The sequence below is a fragment of the Streptomyces sp. NPDC058051 genome (assembly GCF_042885475.1).
In the GTDB taxonomy this organism is placed as follows: domain Bacteria; phylum Actinomycetota; class Actinomycetes; order Streptomycetales; family Streptomycetaceae; genus Streptomyces.
In genome coordinates this window covers 98,399-123,755 of the sequence record NZ_JBHVRW010000006.1, presented here as the reverse complement: position 1 = coordinate 123,755, position 25,357 = coordinate 98,399, and the positions used below count along the sequence as shown (strand labels likewise).

The following is a 25,357-nucleotide window of genomic DNA, read 5'->3' as shown; positions in this document are numbered from 1 at the left end:
CCATGGTCGCGCACACGAACTCCGCCGCACCCGCCGTACTCTCGCCGCGCGCGCTGGGCCGCGCCACGCTGGAGCGTCAGCTGCTGCTCCGCCGGACCGCGATGTCCGCGCAGGACGCCGTCGGGCACCTGCTCGGTCTCCAGGCGCAGAACACCAAGCCGCCGTACTACCAGCTCTTCGCCCGCCTCGACGGTTTCGTCCCGGCCGAGCTCGCCGGGCTGATGGAGTCCCGCCAAGTGGTCCGGATCGTCACCCTGCGTTCCACCATCCACCTGCACACCGCGGCCGACGCGCTCACCCTGCGCCCGCTCGTCCAGGCCGCGCGCGACCGGGAGCTCAGGACGTTCCGCAAGGGGCTCGTCGGGGTGGACACGGACCGGCTCCGGGCGCTCGGCAGAGAACTCGTCGAGGAGCGGCCCCGTACCCCCAAGGAGCTCCGCGAGGCGTTGCACGCCGAGTGGCCCGACGCCGACCCGCAGGCCCTGGGCGTGGCCGCACGCTGTCTGCTGCCGCTGGTCCAGGTCACGCCGCGAGGGGTGTGGGGGAGGAGTGGTCAGGTGGCGCTGACCACCGCGGAGCACTGGCTGGGCAGCCCGTCGGAGCCGGTCCCCGCCCCCGACGCCACCGTGCTGCGCTATCTCGGGGCCTTCGGGCCGGCCTCCGTGCAGGACATGCAGACATGGGCCGGACTGACCCGGCTGCGGGAGGTCTTCGAACGGCTGCGGCCGCAGCTCATCACCTTCCGGGACGAGAACGGCGTCGAGCTCTTCGACCTGCCCGACGCCCCGCGCCCCGACGAGGACACGCCCGCCCCGCCGCGCTTCCTGCCCGAGTTCGACAACGTGCTGCTCGGCCACGCGGACCGCACACGCGTCATCCCGCCGCAGTACCGGGGGCGCAACGGGAACGGCAACCAGGCGTACGGCACGGTGCTGGTCGACGGATTCCTCGCGGCGGTCTGGCGGCTCGGGAGCGGCGCCGACGCCACCGGACCGGGAACGACGGGCCTCACCGTGCAGCCGCTCGGCAGAATGAGCCCGGCCGATCGCGACGCCGTCACGGAAGAGGCCGTCCGGATGCTCTCCACGATGACGCCGAAAGCCGCCGACACGCATGAATACGACATCCGGTTCGCGGCGTTCGTCGACTTCGACCGTTGAGCCGCGCACGTAACCGTTGAGCCGTACATGTATACGGCGGCCGGCTGTCCGGCCGCCATCTCTCAGGGCAGCAGCCCCGCGCGTCGTGCCGCCACTACCGCCTCCAGGCGTGTGCGCGCGCCCAACTTGCGCATCGCCGCCCGCAGATACCCCTTCACCGTCTCGGGCCGCAGCCCCAGCCGCTGCGCCGCCACCGCGTTCGTCGCCCCGGCGGCCACACAGGCCAGCACGTCCACCTCACGCGGCGCCAGGTGCACCCCGCAGGCCCGCGGCGTACGCGCTCCGGCCGCCGACGCGAGCCGCCCGCACACCGAAAGCAACTCGTCGCGCAGCGCCGGGTCGGCGACCTTCGGGATCAGGGCACGCAGCTCACGGTGGACCTCGCGGACGTCCTCCCAGGCCCCCGGCGCCGCGCTCGGATCCGTGACCTGCTCCCGGGTCACGGCGAGAAGCCGCTGCACCTCGTCCCGTACGACCAGGGCCTGCTCCACATCGCGGGCGGCGGCGACCGCCGCGTCGAAGGTGCGGTCCCCGAGCGTCAGCGGCTCGCGCAGCGCCCCGTACAGGACGCCGCGTACCTTGCGTCGCACGACGACGGGCACCGCGACCACCGAGCGCAGGCCCTCCGTCGCCACCGCCATGTCGTACTCGTGGCTGATGTGACGGGAGGAGTGGTAGTCGGTCACCGCACACGGCCGGGACAGGGCGATCGACTTGCCGCCGAGCCCGCTGCCCGCCGAGATGACGAGCCCGCGCAGGGCGGTGGTCTGCGCCCCGTTCAGCTCGGCGATCCGGGCATGACGGGCGTCCGAGAGCAGTCCGCCGAAGGCCACGGGCAGTCCACTGGTCCGGCGCAGCCGCAGCAGCGCCGCTTGCATATCGACCGCGTCGACGGATTCCGGCACGCTGACGCCTCTCTGCCCGGTCCAGGCCGCGGGAGCTCGACGGGCCCTCGTGCCGCACCCCCCGTTCGGGGGTGGTGAGACCTGAGTCACTGTTTACATCATGTTAAGCGACCGGTCCGGTCCGCAATGAGGAGGGCATATGTCGGCAACCAGCGCGACGGAGACGTTCCGGGCCGCCCGGGACTTTCTGCTCCAGCACCGCGAGGACTATCGCGCGGCCTACGAAGGCTTCAGCTGGCCCCGGACCGACCACTTCAACTGGGCCCTCGACTGGTTCGACGCCATCGCCGAGAACAACGACCGCACCGCGCTGCACATCGTGGAGGAGGACGGCGGTCGCACCGAGGTGTCCTTCGCCCGGATGTCCGCGCGCTCCAACCAGGCCGCGAACTGGCTCCGCGCCCAGGGGGTGCGTGCCGGGGACCGCATCCTCGTCATGCTCGGCAACCAGGTCGAACTGTGGGAGACGGCACTCGCCGCGATGAAACTGCGCGCCGTCGTCATCCCCGCCACCCCGCTCCTCGGCCCGGTCGATCTGCGTGACCGGGTGGACCGCGGCCGGGTCCGGCACGTCCTGGTGCGGGACACCGACGCCGCCAAGTTCGACGAGGTGCCCGGCGACTACACCCGGATCTCGGTCGGCGCGGACGTGCCCGGCTGGCTCTCGTACACCGGAGCGGACGACCAGCCGGAGACGTACGCCGCGGACCGCGAGACCGACGCCGACGAGCCGCTGATGCTCTACTTCACCTCCGGTACGACCGCCAGCCCCAAGCTCGTCGAGCACACCCACGTCTCCTACCCCATGGGTCACCTGTCGACGATGTACTGGATCGGTCTCAAGCCCGGGGACGTCCACCTCAACATCTCCTCGCCCGGCTGGGCCAAGCATGCCTGGTCGAACCTCTTCGCGCCCTGGAGCGCCGAGGCGACCGTCTTCATCTTCAACTACACCCGCTTCGACGCGGGCCGGCTGATGGCCGAGATGGACCGCTCCGGCGTCACCAGCTTCTGCGCCCCGCCCACGGTCTGGCGGATGCTGATCCAGGCCGACCTCTCGCAGCTGAAGACCCCGCCGCGTGAGGTCGTCGCGGCCGGTGAGCCCCTGAACCCGGAGGTCATCGAAACGGTGCGGCGCACCTGGGGCGTCACCATCCGGGACGGCTTCGGCCAGACCGAGACCGCCGTCCAGGTGGCCAACACCCCGGGGCAGCTCCTGAAGGCCGGATCGATGGGCCGGCCCACCCCCGGCTTCAAGGTCGAGCTCCTGGACCCGGTCACCGGCGAGCCCGGCGCGACCGAGGGCGAGATCTCCCTCGACCTGTCGGAGCGCCCGGTGGGTCTGATGACCGGCTACCACGGCGACCCGGAGCGGACCGCCGAGGCCATGGCGGGCGGTTACTACCGCACCGGAGACATCGGCTCCCGCGACGAGGACGGCTACATCACGTATGTCGGCCGTGCCGACGACGTCTTCAAGGCATCCGACTACAAGATCTCGCCGTTCGAGCTGGAGAGCGCCCTGCTGGAGCACGAGGCGGTCGCCGAGGCGGCCGTCGTCCCGGCCCCCGATCCGGTACGGCTCGCCGTGCCGAAGGCGTACGTCGTGCTCGCGGAGGGCTGGGAGCCCGGCCCGGACACGGCGAAGGTGCTGTTCGAGCACTCCCGGGCGGTCCTCGCCCCGTACAAGCGGGTCCGCAGGCTGGAGTTCGCCGAGCTGCCCAAGACCGTCTCCGGCAAGATCCGCCGCATCGAACTGCGCGAGCGCACGGCCCGGGGCACCGGCACCGAGTACGACGAGGGGGAGCTGCGATGAGTGAACCGTCCTACGCGCACGGCACCGGCACCACGGCACTGCTCGGCGACACCATAGGACGCAATCTGGACCGCGCGATCGAGGCGTTCGGTGAGCGCGAGGCGCTGGTCGACGTCGCCTCGGGGCGACGTTGGACGTATGCCGAATTCGGCGCGGTGGTCGAGGAACTGGCCCGCGCGCTGATGGCGTCGGGGGTGGCCAAGGGGGACCGGGTCGGGATCTGGGCGATCAACTGCCCCGAGTGGGTGTTCGTGCAGTACGCCACGGCCCGCATGGGCGCCGTCATGGTCAACATCAATCCGGCCTATCGGGCGCACGAGCTGGAGTACGTACTGAACCAGGCCGGGATATCGCTCCTGGTCTCCTCGCTCTCGCACCGCACCAGCGACTACCGCGCCCTGGTCGACCGGGTCCGCGTGAACTGCCCGGACCTGCGTGCCGTGCACTACATCGGCGACCCGTCCTGGGACGAACTGCTGGCATCCTCCATATCCGTGACGGACCGACAACTCGCGGCACGGGAAGCCGAGTTGTCCTGCGATGACCCGATCAACATCCAGTACACCTCCGGCACCACCGGATTCCCCAAAGGCGCCACGCTCTCCCACCACAGCATCCTCAACAACGGCTACTTCGTGGGTGAACTGGTCACCTACACCGAACAGGACCGGGTCTGCCTGCCCGTCCCCTTCTACCACTGCTTCGGCATGGTCATGGGCAACCTCGGCATCACCTCGCACGGTGCCTGCATCGTGATCCCGGCCCCCGCCTTCGAGCCGAAAGCGGTGCTGGCAGCCGTGCAGCAGGAGCGGTGCACCTCGCTCTACGGCGTCCCCACCATGTTCATCGCGGAACTGAACCTCCCCGACTTCGCCTCGTACGACCTGTCCTCGCTGCGCACCGGCATCATGGCCGGATCGCCCTGCCCCGCCGAGGTGATGAAGCGGGTCGTCGCCGAGATGCACATGGCCGAGGTGTCCATCTGCTACGGCATGACGGAGACTTCGCCGGTCTCCACGCAGACCCGTCGTGACGACGACCTGGAGCGCCGCACGGGGACCGTCGGCCGTGTCATGCCGCATCTTGAGGTCAAGGTCGTCGATCCGGTGACCGGGGTGACTCTGGAGCGGGGCGCGGCGGGCGAACTCTGCACCCGGGGCTACAGCGTGATGCTCGGCTACTGGGAGCAGCCCGAGCGCACGAGGGAAGTGATCGACGCGGGCCGCTGGATGCACACCGGGGATCTCGCGGTGATGCGGGAGGACGGCTATGTGCAGATCGTCGGCCGGATCAAGGACGTGATCATCCGCGGTGGTGAGAACGTCTATCCGCGGGAGGTCGAGGAGTTCCTCCACAGCCATCCGAAGGTCGCGGATGTGCAGGTGGTGGGTATACCGGACGACACCTACGGCGAAGAGATCCTGGCCTGCGTCATCCCGGTGGATCCGGCGGCCCCGCCGACCCTGGAGGAGGTGGCGGACTTCTGCCACGAACAGTTGGCACACTACAAGGTCCCGCGACGGCTCCAGATCCTGGACGCCTTCCCGATGACGGTCAGCGGGAAGGTCCGCAAGATCGAACTACGTGAGCGCTACGGCCAGTAGGACCCGGGCGAAGGGGCGCCGTCAGGCGGCCTCGATGATGTCGCCGGCGTCGCCCCGGGTCGCCGCGGCCCACTCGATCAGCAGAACCTCATAGGCGGCGGACTCCACGGCGGACCAGTCCTGTCCGGCTCGTGCGTCGACCAGCGCCCGTATTGCCTCGTTCGCCTCGGCGGCGGACGAGGACGTCGGACGGGTCGTGCGCGACGGGCCGAAAGGCGGGGTGTGTCGTGGAGTTAAAACCATGGCCCTACCTTAAGGCCCGCCACTGACAACCAACCGAACATTTGTGGCCCACGGCTCGAACGTGACCGATAACACTCACTGTTGCCGTTCGGTTCCGCTGAGGAGTGGGCCGCGCCCGGCGGCCCGAAGACCGCACCGCGTGCAGACCCTCGGCCGGCGGTCCAGGCCGTGTTCGGCCTTCTCAGCCCTGATCTTCCGCAGTCCGTCGGTCAGTTCGGCCTCGCCCGGCGTGCGGAGGCCGAGCCGGGCGTGGTCCGGCGCGTTCCACGCTACGTGCGAGAGGCTTTCCGGCCAGAGGCCACCCGACAGGCTCTCAGGCGCCGGTGCTGATCAGCTCGTCCGCCGGACTGTTGACCGGTCGCGGCGCTCCCGTGAGGTCCATGAGGAAGAGCGGGATGCCGAGGCCGTCCGCCCGTTCCTCGGCGTCCGGCGCGTACCCCGCCAGTGAGAAGAGGACGCTCGTGACCGACGCGCTCTGCGCGTTCAGCCAGAGGCACTCGACATCGCGCGGAGTGGTCGGACGGGTCTCCGTGTCGACCTGGGCGATCAGCCCGGCGGCCCGCAGGTCGATCCGCGCGGGAGTGCGTTCCGCAGGCTGTACGACATCGCGGTAGCCCAGCCATTCGAGATACCGGGCGGCGCTCGCGACCGCGTCGCCCGCCGTACGGACGGGCAGGGGCCGGAACGCCGGTCTGGGCGGCGGCGCCGTACGCGGCAGGGGGATGTGGGACGGCCGGCCGGGCCGGGCCCGGCCACCGGGTTCGGGGGCGCTGTCGGTCTCCGCCACCGGCCTGACCGGTATCCGCAGCACCGCCCCGCACGGGCAGCACAGCTCCGGCTGCGGCCACTGGTCCTCGCGCCCGCAGGCGTGACAGCGCACCGCCACCCAGTCGTCGTTCCAGGTGCGGTGCGTGATCGGGACGATCGGGGCGCCGCGCAGCACGGGCGGGGCGGTCGGCGCACCGCACGGGCAGGGGTAGACCGGCGGGCTGTACGTGTGGTCGCGGCGACAGGCCGGGCAGCGTACCGGCACCGACTCCACCATGAACTCCCTCCGGCTTCGGACGCGCCCCGGGCGACGGGCCGTACCGGCGCACCGAGACGCGGCGGCGCACCGAAACGCGCCGACGCCGACTGATACGGGCCGGCTCCGCTCCGTATCCCCATGGTCCACCAAGAGCGAGGTTCTGGGGGCGACTTGGCGTACTTCGTGGGGCGATCCGCGTCACCGGGCCGGGCCCGGTGCGGCCGGCCTTCGCGGGGGACGGACCACCGGAACCTGGGGCGGACCACGGGAAGTCCCTGGTCCGCGCCCCTGCGCCACTGGGCCCCGCGCCCCCGCGCACTCGTGTCCGCACCACCACCCCGCCGCGCCACCGTGCCCCGCCCCGGCCGCAAGAGCCGCCTCCCCCTACGCGTAGTACGTGAGAGCTACGCGGAAGGTGCCCTCCCTGGGGTGATGCCGACGAGAGGGTGCGCTCCTTAACGTCTGCACCGGAGGCACGGCAGACGGCCGGACCGTCCGGTGAGGGGCATCCACCGCCGGCGTCCGTGAGGCACCCTGTCCAAGGGCTGTCCATCGGCTGTCCATCGGCTGTCCTTGGGCTGTCCTTGGGCTGAGCCGGATGAGGTGGGAGGCGATGGGAGACGGGAAGCGGCTGAAGGCCGCCCTGCGGAAGGCGCCGCGCGCCGTGTTCGAGGATCTGACGGCGCCCGCCGATCCGATGCCGGCCATGGGGCAGCCGGGGTGGCCGGTCTGGCGGCCGGTGTTCGCGATGGCACTGTTCATCTGTGCGGTGGTCCTCACCGCGTTCCACGTGGGCGTGCTGAGCCCGGTCGACGGCGGCGGCATGCCCACGTACGTGGTGCTGCTCGGCACGGCCCAGGGCGCGGCGCTCGTCGCGGGGATGTTCCGCCCGGTGGCCGCCTGGTGGGTGTCGACGATCCTCCTGGTCGTCACCATGCGGTTCACCGAGCCCGACGTCGGCCCCGATGTGCTCTTCCCCTGGACCATCCCCGGACTGATCCTCCAGGGCGGAGCGCTGTTCCTGCTCGCGTTGCGGGTGCCGCCGCGCCGTGCGGCCTCGGCGCTCGTGATCACCCTCCTTTCCGGGCCGGCCTGCACCGCCTTCACCAGCGGGCACAACTACGACATCGGCCGCGGCACTCCGCTCCTGGTCGCCGCCGTCGTACTCGGCAGCGCGCAGCGCGCTCTGCGCGTGGCCCGCTCCCAACTGGTCGTCCAGGAGGAGCTCACCGCAGGTGAGCGGGCCCGGCGCACCCTCCTGGAGGAGCGCAACCGCATCGCCCGCGAACTGCACGATGTCGTCGCCCATCACATGTCGGTGATCTCCATCCAGGCACAGGTCGCCCCGCACCTCGTCGAGAACCCGTCCGACGAGCTGAAGGAGAACCTCGCGGGCATCCGGCAGAACGCCGTGGAGGCGCTCGCCGAGCTGCGCCACGTCCTCGGCGTCCTGCGCTCCGAGGACGCTCTGTCGCAGGGAGTGAGGCACACCCCGCAGCCCACGCTCGACCGGCTCGACGAACTGATCGCCAACGTGCACGGCGCCGGGCTCACGGTCACCGTCGCCCTCATCGGTGCGAAGCGCCCGTTGCCGCCGGGCGTCGAACTGTCGGCGTTCCGCATCGTCCAGGAGGCGCTCAGCAACGCGATGCGGCACGCGTCCGGGGCCCGGGTGCGTGTGGAGATCACCTACGGGGCGGACGCCCTCACTGTCCGGATCGCCAACACCGCTGCCGGGCCCACCGCGCCCGCGCGGTCCATGGGACACGGCCTGTTGGGGATGCGTGAACGCACGGCCATGCTGGGCGGCGAACTGGTCACCGGGCCCACCCCGGACGGCGGCTACGAAGTGACGGCTATCCTGCCCGCAACCGCAACCGCAACCGCAACCGCAACCGCAACCGCAACCGCAACCGCAACCGCAACCGCACCGACCCCCGGTCCCGGCACGGCCGTTGGTCCCGGTCGTCCCGCCGGTCCCGGCCCGGCTGCCGATCCTGTCGAGGACCTTCTGTGACGACCATCCGTGTGCTGATAGCCGACGACCAGGTGATGGTTCGCCAGGGCTTCACGGTGCTGCTCGACGCCGAACCCGGCATCGAGGTCGTCGGACAGGCCGTGGACGGCCTCGACGCGGTCGCCAAGGTGGCCGAACTCGCCCCGGACGTCGTCCTGATGGACGTGCGCATGCCCGAGCTGGGCGGCATCGAGGCGACCGGCCGCATCACGTCGCAGCCCGGCTCCCGGGCCAAGGTGCTCATCCTGACCACCTTCGATCTCGACGAGTACGTGTACGAGGCGCTGCGCGCGGGGGCGTCCGGCTTCCTGCTCAAGGACGCGTCGGTCGAGGAACTCGCGCGGGCGGTACGGGTGGTGGCGGCCGGCGATGCCCTGCTCGCCCCGAACATCACCAAGCGGCTGATCGTCGAGTTCTCCCGGGTGACCGCGAAACCCCGCGCCCCGCTCATGGACCGTGTCGGAGACCTGACGGAGCGGGAGACCGAGGTGCTGTCCCTCGTCGCACAGGGTCTGTCGAACGCGGAGATCGCCGTGCGCCTGGTGGTGGCGGAGCAGACGACGAAGACCCATGTGAGCCGGATCCTGGCCAAACTGGGGCTGCGGGACCGGACCCAGGCCGCGGTCTTCGCCTACGAGACGGGCCTGGTCCGCCCGACCGGCTACTGAGCGGGCGACGGGCCCGCGCTGTGCCTGATCGACACCGTGCCCGTCGGCGGCCGAGGGTGAAACCGCCACCGGACGATCCCGCGAAACGCCGTCCGTTAGGGTCGGGCCCGGGCCGCGGCTCCGCAGAGACGTGGCGAACGCGTGAGGGAGACACAGTGCGCCTGAAAGTGGAGTTCACCACCGAACCCTTCGATCTCGACGAGGCGCCCGCCCACGCGGTCGTGGCCCGTGAGGTCATCCGGACCGCCGGTCTGGACGCCGTGGACGTCGGCCCCTTCGGCAACACGGCGGAGGGCGGCGTGGACGACGTGCTCGGCGCGGTGCAGTCGCTGCTGCGCAGCACCCTGGCATCAGGTGCCACGCGGGTGTCACTCCAGGTCAATGTGATCAGGGAGGACTCGAAGTGACCGAACCGGCGGAGCACCCCCTCATCGCCGCGGTCAAACCGCTCGTCGACGCCTTGGGGGCCGACCTGCTCGGGCCCGAGCAGGCGCAGGCCGACGATGTCGTGCTGTCCTGGGAGGGCGAGGACGTCCTGGCCGTCCGGCTGCCCCAGCTCTCGGAATCCCTCGACCACATCCTGACCGCCCTGGAGCGCCGGCACGGCATGCCGCTCGCCGAACTCGACCGCAAGACCAAGCAGGCGGTGGTGCGGAGCCTGGAGGCACGCGGTGCCTTCTCCGTACGGCACGGCGTGGAGACGGTGGCAGGTGCGCTCGGCGTCAGCCGCTTCACCGTCTACAACTACCTCAACCGGGAGAAGAGCACCTGACGCGGTTGGGCGGATACGCGGACGCGCGGACGCCGGCCGTGCCGGTGCGAAGGAGTCGCGGCCCCTGCCGGCGACCCCGTCTCTTCGCTGCCGGCGGCTTCGTCCGGCGGGATTCCGGCATGCCCGTGTCATGCCTTTAGGATCATGGAATGGCGAAGCGCAAGGTGCACCGGAGGGCCAGGAAGGTCCTGGGTGCGGACCCCTCGGCTCTGGTGTGGTGCAGTATCCCCCGAGCCATTCCGAAGCCCCCCGAGGATGTGTACCGGGCGGCGGGCAAGGGGCGGCTGAAGGCGCGCCATCACTGGCTGGTGTACGTGGGCGCGGTGGTGTTCTGCGCCGTCCTCGTCCCGGTCTTTCTGATCGACATGCTCGGGAAGCGGATCGACCGGCTGCTCGCGGGCCGGCCGCGGGGCGGTGGGCCCGGCCGGAGGAGAGAGGCGCCGGCCAGGGACCGCGGGCCCGGGGACGGCGTCTTCGACGGGGACTGGAATCTTGCGGCCGGTCAGCTGATGCTGCGCTGGTTCTCGCAGTCGCCGAGTCCGACACGGCTGGTCCTGGTGACCCGGGACCGCATCTGTGTCGCGGCCTCCCCGCGCCGCCGTCTCGCGGCCACCCGGGCCGGCGACTTCGAGATCGTGGCGGAATTCGGGGCCGGCGAGGCACGCATCGAGGCGGAGACGGGACAGCCGCGCGGCTTCGCCGCGTTCCGCATCCGCTTCGCGGACGGTTCCTGGCTGGAGCTCGGTGGTCTGGCCGGGCCCGAGGACGCCGACCACTTCCTGCGGACGACGGCGGCCGAAGCGGGGACCGGCGCCTGATCCCGGCTGCGTGCGGTCGCTCCGCGAGCACGACGAGCCTGGCGTGGCCAGGGAAAGTCCAGACTGCGGGGCACCTGACCGCTGTAGGTGAGCGACGAGCGTGGACGGCCACGGAAGGCGGTCGTCCGGAGTGTCGGGCGACGGCTTTTTACCTGCGCGTAATTTCAACAAAGTGTTGACGTGGTGTGGTGGACGGCGTTAGCTATCCGAAGCCCGACCGACGCAACGCGATGAAACGCGCAGCGAGAACAGCCACGGAGGCTCCCGTGACTTCGAGCTCCACACCGGGCCTCGCCCGGTTCAACGCCCTGGCGGACGACGAGGCCACCGCCGTGTTGCGCGAGGTGTGTGCCAGTGCGGCATGGGGGAGGGCGCTGCTCTCCCACCGTCCGTACGCCACCGCGCAGGCCCTTCTCTCCGCCGGCGACGCCGCCACTGCCGCGCTGGCCCCGGAGGATCTGGCCGAGGCGATGGCCGGTCACCCGCCGATCGGCCGCCCGAAGCCCGGAGACCCGGCCTCCGCCCGCGAACAGCGGGGGATGGCCGGCGCCACCGATGAGCTCAAGGCCGAGATGCTCGAACTGAACCTGGCCTACCAGGCACGGTTCGGACATGTCTTCCTGATCTGTGCCACCGGAGCCACCGGCGAGCAGATGCGCGACGCGTTGAGATCCCGGATCGGCAACTCGCCCGAACGGGAGCGCGAACATGTGCTCACCGAACTGGGCAAGATCAACCACATCCGGCTCACCCGTCTTGTCGGAGAAGACGGGTAACAGTGCGTAACGGCTCGTATCAGCGTGTATGAGAAGGAGAGTGAAGTCTTGAGCACCTCCGCCACCGCATCGGTGTCCACCCACATCCTGGACACCAGCATCGGCCGCCCCGCCGCAGCGGTCGCCGTCCGCCTCGCGGCCCGCGACGGCGGCGACGCACCGTGGACGGCACTCGGCGGCTCCGCGACCGACGCGGACGGGCGCTGCAAGGACCTGCCGGCGCTGCCGGAGGGCACCACACATGTACGGCTCGACTTCGAGACCGAGGCGTACTTCGCCAGCGAGAAGCCGGTCGAGGCGCGGCAGGACGTCCCCCGCGCAAGGGACAGCGGCGTGTTCTTCCCCGAGGTGGCGATCACCTTCGCCGTCACCCCGGGCGAGCACTATCACGTACCGCTGCTGCTCAACCCGTTCGGCTACTCCGTCTACCGAGGGAGCTAGGACCGACATGACCGCCGATTCCCCCCGCCCTGTGATGCTCGGCCAGAACCAGTACGGCAAAGCGGAGAACCGCGTCGTGAGGATCACCCGGGACGGCGATACCCACCACATCAAGGATCTGAACGTCTCCATCGCCCTCTCCGGCGACATGGACGACGTCCACTACTCCGGATCCAACGCCCACGTCCTGCCGACCGACTCCGCCAAGAACACGGTGTACGCGTTCGCCAAGGAACACGGCATCGAGTCGGCCGAACAGTTCGGCATCCACCTCGCCCGCCACTTCGTGACGTCGCAGGAGCCGATCAGGAGCGCCAGGATCCGGATCGAGGAGTACGCCTGGGAGCGCATCGTGGCCCCGGACGCCGACGCGCCGTCCACCGGCGCCGACGAGGTCCGGCACTCCTTCGTACGCAAGGGCCAGGAGACGCGCACCACCCAGATCACCTTCGACGGCGAGACGTGGCAGGTCATCTCCGGGCTCAAGGACCTCGTGGTGATGAATTCCACCCACTCCGAGTTCTGGGGCTATGCCAAGGACAAGTACACGACGCTCCAGGAGGCGTACGACCGCATACTCGCGACCGAGGTGTCCGCGCGATGGCGGTACGGCTGGACCAGCGACGACACGCGGATGCCGAACTGGGAGCAGTCCTACGAGCAGACCCGCGGGCACCTGCTCCGGGCCTTCGCCGAGACGTACTCCCTCTCCCTGCAGCAGACCCTGTACCAGATGGGTTCGCGCGTCATCGACAGCCGCGGCGAGATCGACGAGATCCGCTTCTCACTGCCGAACAAGCATCACTTCCTGGTGGACCTGGAGCCGTTCGGGCTCACGAACGACAACGAGGTCTACTTCGCGGCGGACCGCCCGTACGGCCTGATCGAGGCCACCGTGCTGCGCGACGGGACCGAGCCGCAGATCCCGGTCGACATGACCAACCTCTGACGCGGCGCCGCCGGCCGGGCCCGGCCCCGGCGCCCCACAATCGCCCGGCTGTGGCACTCACATCCTCCTGGGGTCCTGCCGTGTCCACACCGCCGAAGAAGCGTGCCCACACCGCCGAAGAAGAAAGGACGCGCCATGGCAGCATCGGCCGCACCTGAGCACCTGGAACGCACCGTCATCGAGAACTGTGCGGTCGCGACGGTCGACGCGGACGACACCGAGTACGCCTCGGGCCACATCGTCGTCGCCGGGAACCGCATCGAATCCGTCGGCGGGGGCCCGGCCCCCGAGGGCCTGGAGAACGTCGTACGCCGCATCGACGGCACCGGGCATCTGGCCACACCCGGCCTGATCAACACGCACCACCACTTCTACCAGTGGATCACCCGCGGACTCGCCACCGACCACAACCTGTTCGACTGGCTCGTCGCGCTGTATCCGACCTGGGCGCGCATCGACGAGGAGATGGTCCGGGCCGCCGCGCAGGGTTCGCTCGCCATGATGGCCCGCGGCGGCGTCACCACCGCCATGGACCACCACTACGTCTATCCGCGGGGATCGGGCGATCTGTCCGGTGCCATCATCGGGGCCGCCCGGGACATGGGCGTACGGTTCACCCTCGCCCGCGGCTCCATGGACCGCAGTGTGAAGGACGGCGGGCTGCCGCCGGACTTCGCCGTGGAGACGCTCGACGGTGCCCTCGCCGGAACCGAGGCGACCGTCGACGCGCACCACGACGCCTCGTTCGACGCGATGACCCAGGTCGCCGTCGCGCCCTGCTCCCCGTTCTCCATCTCCACCGAACTCCTGCGTCAGGGTGCCGAGTTGGCCCGGCGGAAGGGCGTGCGCATGCACACCCACGGCTCCGAGACCGTCGAGGAGGAGAAGTTCTGCCACGAACTGTTCGGGATGGGGCCGACCGACTACTTCGAGTCGACCGGCTGGCTCGGCGACGATGTGTGGATGGCGCACTGCGTCCATATGAACGACTCCGACATCGCCGCCTTCGCCCGGACCGGGACCGGCGTCGCGCACTGTCCCTCGTCCAACGCCCGGCTCGCCGCGGGCATCGCCCGGGTGCCCGACATGCTCGCCGCGGGCGTCCCGGTCGGCCTCGGTGTCGACGGCACCGCCTCCAACGAATCCGGTGAACTCCACACCGAACTGCGCAACGCGCTCCTCATCAACCGCCTCGGTGCGCACCGGGAGAAGGCCCTGAACGCCCGTCAGGCCCTGCGTCTGGGAACGTACGGAGGCGCCCAGGTGCTCGGCCGTGCGGACCAGATCGGCTCCCTGGAGGCCGGCAAGCTCGCCGACCTGGTGCTCTGGAAGCTGGACACCCTCGCCCACGCCTCGATCGCCGACCCGGTGACCGCGCTCGTGCTGGGCGCCGCCGCCCCCGTCACCCTCTCCCTCGTCGACGGCAAGCCGGTCGTCGAAGGCAACCACCTGATCACCGCGGACGAGGACACCATCGCCCGCGCCACCCGCGACGAAGCCCGCCGACTCGCCCGGATCGCCGCCGGAGCCTGACGCTCCGTGACACCTCCGATGCCGGTCGGCCGAGGGGAACGCCCCCGGCCGGCCGCCGTGGACCTCCGCAGGATCCACGGCAACCGGCCGGGGGGTTACGCATGCGTACAGCCGTGACCGGCGACCGGCGTCAGCCGATGTGGTAGCTGTCGCCGTACACCTTCCAGTCCAGTGGCGGATCCAGGTTCAGATTGCCCTTGTCGAGGAAGACGCGCTGGGCGGTGTCCACCCGGCTGGTGTCGGAGTGGGCCTCCTCCTGCTCCATGGCCCAGACCCGGGCGTCCAGGAAGGCGTTGAGGTACGTGACCTCGTCGCCGCCCTGGGCGGGAGGCTTCGCCTGCGCGAGAGCCCGCTTGCGGATGGCACCGAAGCTCGTGCTGTCGTCGCCACCGCCGTGCATCACGATGGCGTCGTAGTACGCGAACTGGCCCAGCGTGCCGACGCCGTCCGCCTTGCCCTGGCTGACAGCCGGGTCGAAGTACACCCGGTCCCGCTCGTCGTTCTGTGCCTGCTGGAACGCCGAGTCGGACGCGGCACTCACCCAGTCCTTGGTGAAGTTCGGGTCGAGACCGCTGTGCGAGTCGGTGCCGTTGACCTCCCGCAACGCGGGAAGGTACTTCGCGAGGACGTTGCCGGGCTCGCGCTCGGTGTACAGCTCGACGAGGTCGAGCATGTCGCCGGTGCCGGAGCAGAAGCCGATGATGCCCGCGGTGTAGCCGCGGCCGTCGTCGATGTCCTCGATGTACTTGTACTGGTCCTGCCAGTCGAGGGAGGAGTTCTCCGCGCTGGAGACCAGCTGCATGGCGATCTCCTTCTTGGCCGGATCGTCCAGCCCGGTCGCCGCGGCGGACTGCTGGGCCGACTCCGCCTGCTGGTGGACCGCCGGATGTGTGGGGGCACCGGCGTAGGCCGTGAATGGTGTTGCCGTGAGGGTCAGTCCGACCGCGATGACCGCGATGCGCGCGGAGCGGGTGGTGCGACGTGCGGTGCGTTCGTGGGGTGTATGCACCAGTCCTCCAAAGGGAGTTCGTCGTTCTCGGTCTGTTAGGAAGCTTTCCTATCAGAGTGGAGCGAGTGACGTACACCCCTGCGACACAAGGGAGTTGGCCCTATATTCCGGGGCGCCGAAAGGCCCCGCACCACGCGTAACGCGTGACACGGGGCCTGTGCAGGACCGGCGCGGGGCCGACGTGCCGCGGTCTCAGCAGTTGAGATACGCCACGTGGATCCAGACGCCCGTGGGACCGCCCCACAGGTCACCCATGACCCAGTTGCCCTGCTGGCCGCGGTAGTTGAGGTTCTGACCCCGGTTCACCTTGCCCAGGACCGGGTACTCGGTGCCGGGTCCGCCGCGGAAGTTCACCCCGTTGTCATTGACGGTGCAGACCGCGGCCGGCGCCTTCGCGGTCTGTGCGGCGGCGGGGCTCTGCACGGCCTGGGCGGCGGGGCTGAGGGCCAGCCCCAGACCGGCGGCCAGGACCGTCGCGGCCAGCATCATCTTCTTCATCATGCGCTTGTCTCCTCCGTGTCCCGGCGCACGTCCTCGTGTGCCGTTCGTCAGCCTCAACGGGGCGAACGGTCGTCGGGTCACGGCTCGGGATCATCCTTCATGGACGAGTGAAAGCGCAGGTCATATGGCATGTGCACCGGCGTACGCAGTCGGTACGGCGGACGCTTCCCGCGCCCGTCGATCACGGGTTTACCGGGCGTCGATCCGGTAACTGTCGCCGTACACCCGCCACCGCAGAGGCAGCTCCAGCCCGAGCCTGCCCTCGTTCACGAACACCCGCTGCGCCGTCTCGATCCGGCTCGTGTCGGAGTGTGCGCGCTCCTTGCGCATCGCGGCGACGCGGGCGTCGAGGAAGGCGTTCAGATAGGCGGCCTCGTCCCCGCCGTGTGCCGGAGGTCGGGTTGCGGCGATCGCCTCGTCGCGGATCGTACGGAAGCCGACCGTGCCGTCCGTGTCGCCGTACCCGTGCATCACATAGGCGTCGTAATAGATGAACTGCCCCAGGGCGCCGAGTCCGTCCGCCTCGGCGCGGGCGACCGCCGGGTCGAAGTACGACCGGTCACGCTCGGCGTCCTGCGCCGACCGGAAGGCGGGGTCGGCGGCTGCCTCGGCCCACGCCTCGGTGAACGGCCGGCCGAGCCCGTCGTGCGCGTCGCTGCCGCGCACCGCGCGCAGAGCGGGGAGGAACCGCGCGAGCGGATTGCCCGGCCGCGCCGCCGTGTACCGTTCGACGACATTCAGCATGTCGCCGGTGCCGGAGCAGAAGCCGATGATGCCCGCGGTGTAGCCGCGGCCGTCGTCGATGTCCTCGATGTACTTGTACTGGTCCTGCCAGTCGAGGGAGGAGTTCTCGGCGCTGGAGACCAGTTCCATGGCGATCTCCTTCTTGGCCGGATCGCCGAGCCCGGCCCGGGAGTTGCTTTCGGTCCCGGATCCGGCACGGGGGCTGCTTCTGGCGTCGGATCCGCCCCGTGATCCGCCCTCGGAGGCGGACCCGGCCCCGGAGCAGCCGGAGAGCACGGAGACGGCCACGGCGGCAGCGACGACGGCGGCGAGCAGCGGACGGGTAACCACAATCACCCCTCAACCCTGTCAGGTCGCCGGGAGCCGCGGGCGGGCGGGCCGGTCACTGGCGAGAGGCGGGCCGGGACGGACCCGCCGGGGCCGGCCGCGCGTTCCACCGGCGCTCCGCCCCTTGTGCCCCCGGGATCACCGGAACCACTTGTTCCCAGGTCAGCGCGTGACCTCACGGCCTTGGGCTGTAGCGTCACGGGTATGGAAGATCACTCTGTTGTCGACGTCGGCGATGTACGGCTGGCGTACCGGACCTGGGGCGACCCCTTCGGCTCGCCCGTGGTCCTGCTGCACGGCCTCGGCGGCTCCGCCGCGAACTGGGAGGCGGCCGGGAGCCTGCTCGGCGAACAGTGGCGCGTGTACGCCATCGACCTGCGCGGTCACGGCGAGAGCGACTGGCCGGACGAGTACTCCTTCGAGCTGATGCGGGACGACGTCCTCGGTTTCCTCGACGAGTGCGAGCTGGACCGGGTGGGCCTGGTCGGCCACTCGATGGGCGGTGTCGTCGCGCATCTGCTCGCCCAGGAGCACGCGGACCGGGTGGAGCGGCTGGTTCTGGTGGAGACCCCGCCGCCGTTCCCGAGCGAGCCGCGGCCGGCCCCTGAGCCGGAAGGCCCGGTGGACTACGACCCGTCCGTCGTCGCTCCGATCCGGGCCGAGGTGGCCGACCCCGACCCCGCATGGACGGCCGGTCTCGGTGAGATCGTCGCGCCGACGCTGCTGATCGCCGGCGGCCCGGAGTCCACCATGCCCCAGGGGCGTCTGCAGGACATGGCCTCGCTGATCCCGGACTGCCGGCTGATCACGATCGGAGGCGGTCACCGGGTGCACGAGATCCACCCCGACCAGGTCGCCCAGCAGATCACTGAGTTCTTCACCGGCTGACCGCGCGGGCCGCCGGTCCACGGCCGGCGCCCGTGCGTCGTTCTCCGCTTCATGGCCGGGCGGGTGTGAGCTGTGCTGTGCTGCCCGGCCGGGCGGGTGTGAGCTGCGCTGCCAGGTGTGGCGGTTGTGAGCTTGTGCTGCCCGGCGGCGGTCGCGGGCCGTGCTCGCACCTTGGCCGGGCGGTCGCGGGCCGTACTCGCACCTTGGCCGGGCGGTCGCGGGCCGTGCTCGCACCTTGGCCGGGCGGTCGCGGGCCGCCCCTCGCTCCACGCGCCGCTGGAGGCGGTGTCCGTCGGTGCCGGAGCCATGACCACCCGAACCCGCGTTCCCCTGTCGGTGTCAGTGCCGGGTGCCATGATCCGGTCCATGGAACTCGCACTGCTCTTCGCCGATGTCGACGCCCAGCCGTGGGCCGAACTCCAACACGCCTACGGAAGCGCCGCCGATGTGCCCGACCTCCTGCGGGTGCTCGCCGGTGATGACGAGGCGGAGGCATCCGAGGCGATCTCCGAGCTGTACGGCAGCATTCTGCATCAGGGCTCGGTCTACGAGGCCACGGCCTGTGCCGTGCCGTACCTGGCACGGCTCGCCGCTGCCGGGCGCCGCACGGAGGACCTGCTGGTGCTGCTCGGCGGGATAGCGGAGGGCGGCGAGGACCACGGCGACACGGACGAAGCCGCCTGCCGGTCGGCCGTCATCGGTCAACTTCCCCTGATTCTCACGTGGGTCGACGCGGAGGAGTCCGGGCTGCGGCGGGCCTCGGCGTGGGCCGCCGCGATGACGGGAGCGGCGGGACAGGTGGTACCGGTGCTCAGGCGGCGCTGGACGGAGGAGGCGGACCCGCTCGTACGGGCCGAGCTTCTCGGGGCCCTGGCCCATCTGGATCCGGCAGGGACGGCCGCCGAGGCGGCCGGCGCCCTGGCCGCGGACGAGCCCGGTGAGGTGAGGATCGCGGCACTGCTGGCCTGCGTCGACGCCGGACTGCCCTGGGGCGCCGCGCACCACGAGGCGATGCTGTCCCTCCTTCCTGCGGACGAGCTCGTCGAGGGCCGTCTCGACCTGGAGCGGAGCGAACCGCTGCAGTACATCGTCGAAACGCTGCTGCTCCGCGACACCGACGAGGACCGCGACGCGGTGTACACCTTGCTCGACGCGGCCCTGCGCAGCGCGGTGCCCGAAGCTCGGGCGGAGGCTTTGTGGGCGGCCGAGACGGCCTGTCAGCTCTCGCGCAGCGCCCCGGAGCGGCTGGCGGACCCCGTCAGGGCGCTCGCCGCCGACCCGGCCTCCCTGCCCGAGGCGTACTCGCTCCTCAAGAAGCTCGGCAGACATGCCCTGGCAGCCGCTCCGGTGCTGGCCGGGCTCGCCGGGCAAGAGGGAGACCCCGCCGACCAGGCCCTGGAAGCCCTGGTCGCCGTGGCACCGGACCAGGCGGCGCCTCTCCTGGCCCGTGACCTGCGACAGCGCCCGCGTGCGCTCGGTGGGGCCTGCGGCTTCCTGATCGGGGGGACGGCCGACACCTCGTTCCCGTACGACTCCGCCCTGCTGGACGCGATCCGCACCCGGCTGCGCGCGGACGATCTGGACGGCAACGAGCCCATCCGGCTCATCTCCCTGCTCGGTGCCTGGGGGAGCCGGGCCGCCGCGGCCCTTCCCGAACTGCGGTCCGTACTGCCGGACTTCCCGGAGATCGTGCCGAAGGCGCTGGCCGCCGTCTGCCCACCGGAACACCGTGCGGCGACGGCACAGCTCTTGACCACGGCGGCCCGCTCGGGACCGGAGAGCGGCCGGCTCGCCGCGGCGGAGGCCGTGCGCCAACTCACCGGCGAGACCGGTCCTCTGTCGGCCGCGGTTGCCGCCCAGCTGGACCTCGACGGCCATGGCGTGCGGCAGGCCGCGGGGCTCGCCGCCGCGCTGGGCCCCGAGGCGGCCGGGCTGGTGCCCGCCCTGCGGTCCGCGCTCACGGCTCCCGGCGAGGACCGCACCGTCCCGCGGCTGGACAGCGACGTCGAGATCGCCTCGGCCCTGTGGCGGATCACCGGTGAAGCGGAACCGGCGGTCACGGTACTGGCCGGTGTGTTCGCCGAGGCCGAACCGGCCTGGATGCGTTGGACGTTCAGTCGTGCCGCGCGGGCGGCGGCCCGTATGGGCACCGCCGCCCGACCGCTGGTTCCGGCACTGGAAGGCTTGCTGGCGGACCGGCTGCAGACTCCGGCCGCCGTGCTCGCTCTGCACGCGATCGCGCCCGAAACGCTCGACCGCCCCCGCCTGGCCGGTCTGGTCCTGGACTCCGCCGAGGAGGACGCCGATGCCGTGACCGCGCTCGAAGCACTCGTGGCCCTCGGTTCCTCCGCCCTCACCGAGGACCACCGCCGCCGCCTGACCGCTCTTGCCGAGAGGGATCTCCGGGTGACGGCATCGGGCCTGGAATCGGGGATAGCCCCGGCCGACGACCGACTGCGCGAGCAGGCGCGTGAGGCGGCGCGCATGCTGAGCTGACCAGGCCGGGGGAGCCCCGGGGCCGTCTTTGGTGGCCCGGTGGCCCGGCTACGCCCATGGCCGGCCGCCCGGGGCCTACGGCCTACCGCCCGGGGGCCTACCGCCTACCGTCTACCGCCTACCGTCTACCGCCCGGGGGCCTACCGCCTACCGTCTACCGCCCGGGGCCGACCGCCGACCGCCGACTGCCGCTCAGGCGCCGCCCCCTCAGCGGCTCATCGGTCACGTGCTCAGCCGCCCGGCTGCCAGTCCGGGTGGCGGCCGCTCATGGCGACGACCCGGTCGACCAGGGGAGTGCCGGCCGGGACGGTGACCGGTGGACCGAAGATGCGCTCGGACCGGGGGACGGCGTCGCTGGGGGTCAGCATGGCCAGGCAGGTGCGCAGGCTCTCCTCGTCCGCTTCGTACGTCTGACCGGTCGAGCGGGCCAGATCCCAGCCGTGGATCACCAGCTCGTCCAGGACGACGACCCCGGCGACCTCGCCCGGCAGATCGACACCGCCCACCCTGGTCATCCCCTCCCGGGCGGCAGGATCGCGCCAGGCCGTCACCAGCTCGTCCAGCAGCGGCGGCAGCGTTTCGCGCCAGTCCTCGGCAAGGACCGGAAGAGCGGCGTCCGGGGCGGTGTCGGTCGACGGCCCCAAGGACTTGCGCGCCGCGTCGCGGAAGCCCGTGGCCAGTCCGACCACATGGGCGACCAGCTCTCGGACGGTGTAGTCGGGGCAGGGAGTCGGGCCCGCCAGCCGCTGTGCGCCGACGCCGTCGAGCAGGCCGACGATCTGCCGGGCCGCGGACTCCAGATCGATCGTGGGGAACGTGGGTGTGGTGTCCGTGCGTGTATCCATACAGTGCGGACTCTTCCCACGTCCGAAACTCATCGCTCACCGGCCAACGTGCCCCACCCTCCCGCGTGCTCCGCGGTTCCTTCCACGCGCCACTGCCGCGCCCGCGCACCACTGGCCCTCCCGCGTACGCCGCCACCCTGTCGACGGCCTCGGACGCACACCGGCACATTGCGGAACGTTCCGCTCCCTCCTCTTGTCGGAGACCCCCGCACCATGCGATACAGGTCTGGACCATTGCCCGTCCGAGGGAAGGCATGACCGTGCAACGCCCCCACGCAACCGCCGCGTTGGCCTGTTCCACCGCCCTGCTCCTCGCCGCGCTCGCCGCATGCGCGTCCGCTCCCGAAGCGGACACCCGCGAACCCACGACGCCGGGTCACGTGACCGCACAGGCCAGCAGTTCCACCTCCGCGCACGTCATGTGGGAGCCGTCAACCGACAACAAGGCGGTCACCGGATACGAGGTCTACCGCCAGGGCGAGAGGGTGAAGTCCGTCGCGGCGACCAAGGTGATGATCGACGTCGACGGACTGACCGCCTCGACCACCTACACCTTCACCGTCCGCGCCCGCGACGCCGCCGGGAACCTGTCCGCGCCGAGTGCCACCGCCACCGTCACCACGCCCGCCCCGGCCCCCGCCGACCACAAGCCGCCGACCCGCCCGCTGAAATTGCGCGGCACGGCGGACGGCAGCCGGGCGGCGAACCTCTCCTGGGAGAGGGCGACGGACGATGTCGGCGTCACCTCGTACGACATCTACCAGGAGGACTCCCGCATCCACAGCGTCCCCGGCACACAGACCACGGCGCATCTGACCGGACTGCGCCCCGGCACCGTCTACACGTTCACCGTCCGGGCCCGCGACGCGGCCGACACCTCCTCGCCGGACAGCGACGCCCTCGATCTCACCACCGCGTCGGCACCGGGCGCGCCGGTCGGCACCGCCCCCGCCGACCTGCGGATCAGCAACCACGCCCAGGGCAAGGAGTACGCCGTCGAGCTCGACTGGGAGCAGCCCGAGACGGGCGGCGAGATCCCCGCGTACCAGCTCTTCATGGACGGACGCCTGACCACCACCATCGTGTGGGGTGCCACACCGCCCACGGGCCGGGCGAGCTACCGGCTCACCGTCGGCGACCCGCGCGGCACCCGCTACTCGATGAAGATCCGCGCCAAGCTGCCCGACGGCACGTGGGGTGACTTCTCCGCCCAGCGCACGGTCGTCCTCGGCGAGTGAGCCCTCGGACGGTCCGCCGTCCCCGGGGCGGGTGCGACCGGTGCGGCCGGTGATGTGGGCGACGTGGGCGTGACGTCCCGGCCGGCCTCAGGTGGTGACGCGCACGGTCTCCACCCACGACGGGGGCTGCGGGGCGTCCCGGCCGATGAGCGCCGCGACGAGCCGGCACGAAGGGGACTCGTCCGGCCAGGGCGTGTACCCGTCGGTGAGGACGACGACGATGTTCGGACGGTCCCGCGCCGCGAGGGCGGCGGTGATGCCCACCCGCATGTCCGTGCCACCACCCCCGCCGAGGGTGATCTGCTCGGCGGCCGTCACCCGGGACACGCTCTGCACATCGGCGTCGCAGGCCAGCACGGTGACCCGGTTGCCCCTGATGCCCACCTCCCGCAGCACCCCGGTGACCTCCGCCAGGGCAGAGGCCAGATCCTCGTCACCCATCGACCCCGAGGTGTCGATGACGACGGCGACCTGGGGCAGCGGACGGCGCAGGCTGGGCAGTACGACGCCCCGGAGCGCGGCGCTGCGGCGGGACGGGCGACGATAGGTGTAGTCGATCGCCCCGGCGGCCCAGGCCGCGGCCTCCCGGACCGCGCCCGCGAGCGCCTGCCGCCAGTCGACCGTGGGCTCCAGGACCTGTTCCGCCCAACGCTCCCAGCCCGCCGGGAGGTTGCCCCGGGTGCGCCGATGCGCCCGCATGGCCTCCGCGGTGTGGCGCCGCAACGCCTCGGCCTCCACCGGACCCATGCCGCCGGGGCCGTCCGATCCGGTCAGCTCCCACGGCATCGGCTGTCCATGGGCGCCGGAACCGCAGTTGTGCAGGAGAGGGCCGGGCGGCAGGCCGGGGAGATACGCCTCGAAAAGCTGCCCGGTCGGCAGGCCGAAGAGCCGCGGTTCCATCCGTCCCGCCGGCAGTGGCAGGCCGTCGGCGATGAGGTCGTCGTTGATCTCGCAGTCCTGGGCGATGTTGACGCGGTGTGCGTCGCGCTGGTCGGCGGCGGACAGCCGCTCGGCGCGCCCATGATGGTCGCGCAGCAGATGCGCCACCTCGTGGATCCACACCGCCGCGAGCTCCGCCACCGGCGTCCCGTCGACGAAGGCGGGCGACACGTAGCAGCGCCAGTGACGGTCCACGCCCATCGTCGGGACCTCGGTGCTCGCCACCACCGACAGCGCGTACAGCGCCGAGGCCAGATAGGGCCGGTCGGTCGCCGCCCGGTAGCGGGCCGCGAGCAGCTTGGTCGTGTCCAACTGGGGCCGCCGCGGGGCGGTTTCCGGCTCCGGCACCGCTGGACCGCCTCAGCCGCTCTGCGGCAGCGCGCCCGACAGCTGCAGCAGTTCCACGAAGGCGTCGATGCCCTCAGGCACCGGCCAGTCGGTGTCCCGCATCGTCGCCAGGTCCACCGCGGCCCTGGCCGCCACATCGGGCACACCGGCGTCCACGGCCTTCGCCAGCACCGCCCAGCCCGCCTCCCAGCGGGGGCGGGTGAGATCGCCCTGGACCGCCGCCACGACCGCGATGAGGAAGGCCAGTTGCCGGTCCCCTCGTTCGGGCAGGGCGAACGCGTCGGGGTTCGCCAGTACGCGGTCCGGGTCGGGCAGATCGAGGTTCTCCAGGTATGACAGCAGCTCGATACCGGCGCCGTCTCCCACGGCCCCGGTCAGCGCGGCGGCCATCGCCTCCCGCCCGGTGTCCGTCGCGTACCCGGTGGCGAGCAGCCGCAGCGCCATGTCCCAGGTCCGCGGGGACGGCCAGGCCCGGCCCCGGCTCTCCGCGTCGGCCGGAATGTGGTGGACGAGGCCGGGACGTGCGGTCAGGAAGCCGGAGATGGCACCCCGAGCCCGTGCCGCCGATCCGGGAACCCTGGCCGCGTCGACGACCGGGACCGCGGCCTTCGGCCACGTACCGGCCATGCCCCGCGCGACGGTGCGCGGATCGTGCGTCCACTGGAGGTGGACGAAACGGTTGGCGAGCGGTGGGCTGAGGTGCCAGCCGTCCGCCGCGCTCGACGGCGGATTCGCCGCCGCCACGATGCGTACGGACTCCGGCAACGTCAGGCTGCCCACGCGGCGTTCGAGCACCACACGCAGCAGTGCCGCCTGCACGGCCGGGGGAGCGGACGACAACTCGTCGAAGAACAGCAGCCCCCGGCCCGTGCGCGCGAGCCGGACCGCCCAGTCCGGCGGTGCCATGGGCACGCCGGTCACGGCCGGATCGTCGCCGACGACGGGCAGGCCGGCGAAGTCGGAGGGCTCGTGCACACTGGCGATGACCGTTTCGAGGCCGAGGCCGAGCCCGGCGGCGAGCTGCTCCATGCCGGCCGACTTGCCGATGCCCGGCTCACCCCAGAGCAGCACCGGCTGATTGGCCGTCACTGCCAGTGCCAGGGCTTCGAGTTGGGGGTTGTCGGCGGCTTCGGTTCGCGAGGTGCGCAGCCTGCGGTTCAGTTCGTCGGCGGCGTCCAGCGGCCCGCGAGCGGTGCCCGCGGAAGGATGGGTGTGCGACGTTCCCGGGGTGTCGTGGACGGTGGCGCCGATGTCCTGCGCGGTGCTCACGGTCTCCTGCACTGTCGTCCGTCC

General features: G+C 71.4%; 24 protein-coding genes. 15 read left to right on the top strand and 9 right to left on the bottom strand.

What is annotated here, in order from left to right; genetic code table 11:
- The first annotated feature begins 2 nt into the window (after window positions 1-2).
- On the top strand, window positions 3-1,160 hold the full coding sequence (locus ACFVUT_RS12460; RefSeq protein ID WP_389652048.1) for a winged helix DNA-binding domain-containing protein: 1,158 nt from the start codon (window positions 3-5) through the stop codon (window positions 1,158-1,160).
- Window positions 1,161-1,222: 62 nt separating this feature from the next.
- Here the strand turns inward: ACFVUT_RS12460 and ACFVUT_RS12455 are convergent, their stop codons facing one another.
- Window positions 1,223-2,065, bottom strand: coding sequence for a response regulator transcription factor (locus ACFVUT_RS12455; protein WP_389652051.1), 843 nt, complete (start codon window positions 2,063-2,065; stop codon window positions 1,223-1,225).
- 139 nt (window positions 2,066-2,204) lie between these two features.
- On the opposite strand from ACFVUT_RS12455, the gene ACFVUT_RS12450 reads away from it, so the two are divergent.
- Entirely contained in the window at window positions 2,205-3,881 is a 1,677-nt protein-coding gene (locus tag ACFVUT_RS12450; protein ID WP_389652054.1) for an AMP-binding protein, read from the top strand.
- Window positions 3,878-5,485: an AMP-binding protein gene (locus ACFVUT_RS12445; protein WP_389652057.1), complete on the top strand. Its 1,608-nt coding sequence runs from the start codon at window positions 3,878-3,880 to the stop codon at window positions 5,483-5,485. The genes ACFVUT_RS12450 and ACFVUT_RS12445 overlap by 4 nt, the downstream gene beginning before the upstream one ends.
- Before the next feature lie 21 nt (window positions 5,486-5,506).
- On the opposite strand, the gene ACFVUT_RS12440 is transcribed toward ACFVUT_RS12445, so the two are convergent.
- Both ACFVUT_RS12440 and ACFVUT_RS12435 read right to left on the bottom strand, forming a co-directional pair.
- Entirely contained in the window at window positions 5,507-5,728 is a 222-nt protein-coding gene (locus ACFVUT_RS12440) for a hypothetical protein (protein ID WP_389652059.1), read from the bottom strand.
- A gap of 313 nt (window positions 5,729-6,041) precedes the next feature.
- Window positions 6,042-6,770 carry a hypothetical protein gene (locus ACFVUT_RS12435; protein WP_389652325.1) on the bottom strand — a complete coding sequence of 243 codons (729 nt, stop codon included), beginning with the start codon at window positions 6,768-6,770 and terminating at the stop codon, window positions 6,042-6,044.
- Window positions 6,771-7,368: 598 nt separating this feature from the next.
- On the opposite strand from ACFVUT_RS12435, the gene ACFVUT_RS12430 reads away from it, so the two are divergent.
- The 9 genes from ACFVUT_RS12430 to ACFVUT_RS12390 all read left to right on the top strand — a co-directional run bounded on the left by ACFVUT_RS12430 (window position 7,369) and on the right by ACFVUT_RS12390 (window position 14,729).
- Window positions 7,369-8,772, top strand: coding sequence for a sensor histidine kinase (locus ACFVUT_RS12430; protein ID WP_389652062.1), 1,404 nt, complete (start codon window positions 7,369-7,371; stop codon window positions 8,770-8,772).
- Window positions 8,769-9,440 (top strand): response regulator, encoded by a 672-nt coding sequence (locus ACFVUT_RS12425; RefSeq protein ID WP_389652065.1) that lies wholly within the window; start codon window positions 8,769-8,771, stop codon window positions 9,438-9,440. The genes ACFVUT_RS12430 and ACFVUT_RS12425 overlap by 4 nt, the downstream gene beginning before the upstream one ends.
- Window positions 9,441-9,595: 155 nt before the next feature.
- On the top strand, window positions 9,596-9,847 hold the full coding sequence (locus ACFVUT_RS12420; RefSeq protein WP_389652068.1) for a thiamine-binding protein: 252 nt from the start codon (window positions 9,596-9,598) through the stop codon (window positions 9,845-9,847).
- On the top strand, window positions 9,844-10,212 hold the full coding sequence (locus ACFVUT_RS12415; RefSeq protein WP_389652071.1) for a helix-turn-helix domain-containing protein: 369 nt from the start codon (window positions 9,844-9,846) through the stop codon (window positions 10,210-10,212). The genes ACFVUT_RS12420 and ACFVUT_RS12415 overlap by 4 nt, the downstream gene beginning before the upstream one ends.
- Window positions 10,213-10,361: 149 nt before the next feature.
- The gene (locus ACFVUT_RS12410; RefSeq protein ID WP_389652074.1) at window positions 10,362-11,030 is read left to right on the top strand and encodes a hypothetical protein; all 669 of its coding nucleotides are present in this window, start codon (window positions 10,362-10,364) and stop codon (window positions 11,028-11,030) included.
- Between the two features lie 266 nt (window positions 11,031-11,296).
- Window positions 11,297-11,806 carry a 2-oxo-4-hydroxy-4-carboxy-5-ureidoimidazoline decarboxylase gene (gene uraD, locus ACFVUT_RS12405; RefSeq protein ID WP_389652076.1) on the top strand — a complete coding sequence of 170 codons (510 nt, stop codon included), beginning with the start codon at window positions 11,297-11,299 and terminating at the stop codon, window positions 11,804-11,806.
- Window positions 11,807-11,854: 48 nt separating this feature from the next.
- A complete protein-coding gene (gene uraH / locus ACFVUT_RS12400; protein ID WP_389652079.1) occupies window positions 11,855-12,247 on the top strand; it encodes a hydroxyisourate hydrolase in 393 nt (130 codons plus the stop codon).
- Window positions 12,248-12,254: 7 nt separating this feature from the next.
- Window positions 12,255-13,196: a factor-independent urate hydroxylase gene (gene pucL, locus ACFVUT_RS12395; RefSeq protein WP_389652082.1), complete on the top strand. Its 942-nt coding sequence runs from the start codon at window positions 12,255-12,257 to the stop codon at window positions 13,194-13,196.
- Window positions 13,197-13,331: 135 nt separating this feature from the next.
- Window positions 13,332-14,729 carry an 8-oxoguanine deaminase gene (locus ACFVUT_RS12390; protein ID WP_389652085.1) on the top strand — a complete coding sequence of 466 codons (1,398 nt, stop codon included), beginning with the start codon at window positions 13,332-13,334 and terminating at the stop codon, window positions 14,727-14,729.
- Window positions 14,730-14,859: 130 nt separating this feature from the next.
- Here the strand turns inward: ACFVUT_RS12390 and ACFVUT_RS12385 are convergent, their stop codons facing one another.
- The 3 genes from ACFVUT_RS12385 to ACFVUT_RS12375 all read right to left on the bottom strand — a co-directional run bounded on the left by ACFVUT_RS12385 (window position 14,860) and on the right by ACFVUT_RS12375 (window position 17,319).
- On the bottom strand, window positions 14,860-15,738 hold the full coding sequence (locus tag ACFVUT_RS12385; RefSeq protein ID WP_389652088.1) for a chitosanase: 879 nt from the start codon (window positions 15,736-15,738) through the stop codon (window positions 14,860-14,862).
- A 192-nt stretch (window positions 15,739-15,930) separates the two neighbouring features.
- The gene (locus ACFVUT_RS12380) at window positions 15,931-16,239 is read right to left on the bottom strand and encodes an SH3 domain-containing protein (RefSeq protein WP_389652090.1); all 309 of its coding nucleotides are present in this window, start codon (window positions 16,237-16,239) and stop codon (window positions 15,931-15,933) included.
- A gap of 189 nt (window positions 16,240-16,428) precedes the next feature.
- On the bottom strand, window positions 16,429-17,319 hold the full coding sequence (locus tag ACFVUT_RS12375; protein ID WP_389652093.1) for a chitosanase: 891 nt from the start codon (window positions 17,317-17,319) through the stop codon (window positions 16,429-16,431).
- A 195-nt stretch (window positions 17,320-17,514) separates the two neighbouring features.
- On the opposite strand from ACFVUT_RS12375, the gene ACFVUT_RS12370 reads away from it, so the two are divergent.
- Window positions 17,515-18,198, top strand: a complete 684-nt coding sequence (locus tag ACFVUT_RS12370) for an alpha/beta fold hydrolase (protein ID WP_389652096.1) — start codon at window positions 17,515-17,517, stop codon at window positions 18,196-18,198.
- 366 nt (window positions 18,199-18,564) lie between these two features.
- On the top strand, window positions 18,565-20,694 hold the full coding sequence (locus tag ACFVUT_RS12365) for a hypothetical protein (RefSeq protein ID WP_389652099.1): 2,130 nt from the start codon (window positions 18,565-18,567) through the stop codon (window positions 20,692-20,694).
- Between the two features lie 230 nt (window positions 20,695-20,924).
- Here ACFVUT_RS12365 and ACFVUT_RS12360 read toward each other — a convergent pair whose 3' ends face one another.
- Window positions 20,925-21,539, bottom strand: a complete 615-nt coding sequence (locus ACFVUT_RS12360; protein WP_389652102.1) for a TIGR03086 family metal-binding protein — start codon at window positions 21,537-21,539, stop codon at window positions 20,925-20,927.
- Window positions 21,540-21,793: 254 nt separating this feature from the next.
- Between ACFVUT_RS12360 and ACFVUT_RS12355 the strand changes: the two genes are divergently transcribed.
- The gene (locus tag ACFVUT_RS12355) at window positions 21,794-22,777 is read left to right on the top strand and encodes a fibronectin type III domain-containing protein (RefSeq protein ID WP_389652104.1); all 984 of its coding nucleotides are present in this window, start codon (window positions 21,794-21,796) and stop codon (window positions 22,775-22,777) included.
- 87 nt (window positions 22,778-22,864) lie between these two features.
- Here ACFVUT_RS12355 and ACFVUT_RS12350 read toward each other — a convergent pair whose 3' ends face one another.
- Both ACFVUT_RS12350 and ACFVUT_RS12345 read right to left on the bottom strand, forming a co-directional pair.
- Entirely contained in the window at window positions 22,865-24,064 is a 1,200-nt protein-coding gene (locus ACFVUT_RS12350; protein ID WP_389652107.1) for a VWA-like domain-containing protein, read from the bottom strand.
- Window positions 24,065-24,076: 12 nt separating this feature from the next.
- Window positions 24,077-25,243: an AAA family ATPase gene (locus ACFVUT_RS12345; RefSeq protein ID WP_389652327.1), complete on the bottom strand. Its 1,167-nt coding sequence runs from the start codon at window positions 25,241-25,243 to the stop codon at window positions 24,077-24,079.
- Window positions 25,244-25,357: the final 114 nt, after the last annotated feature.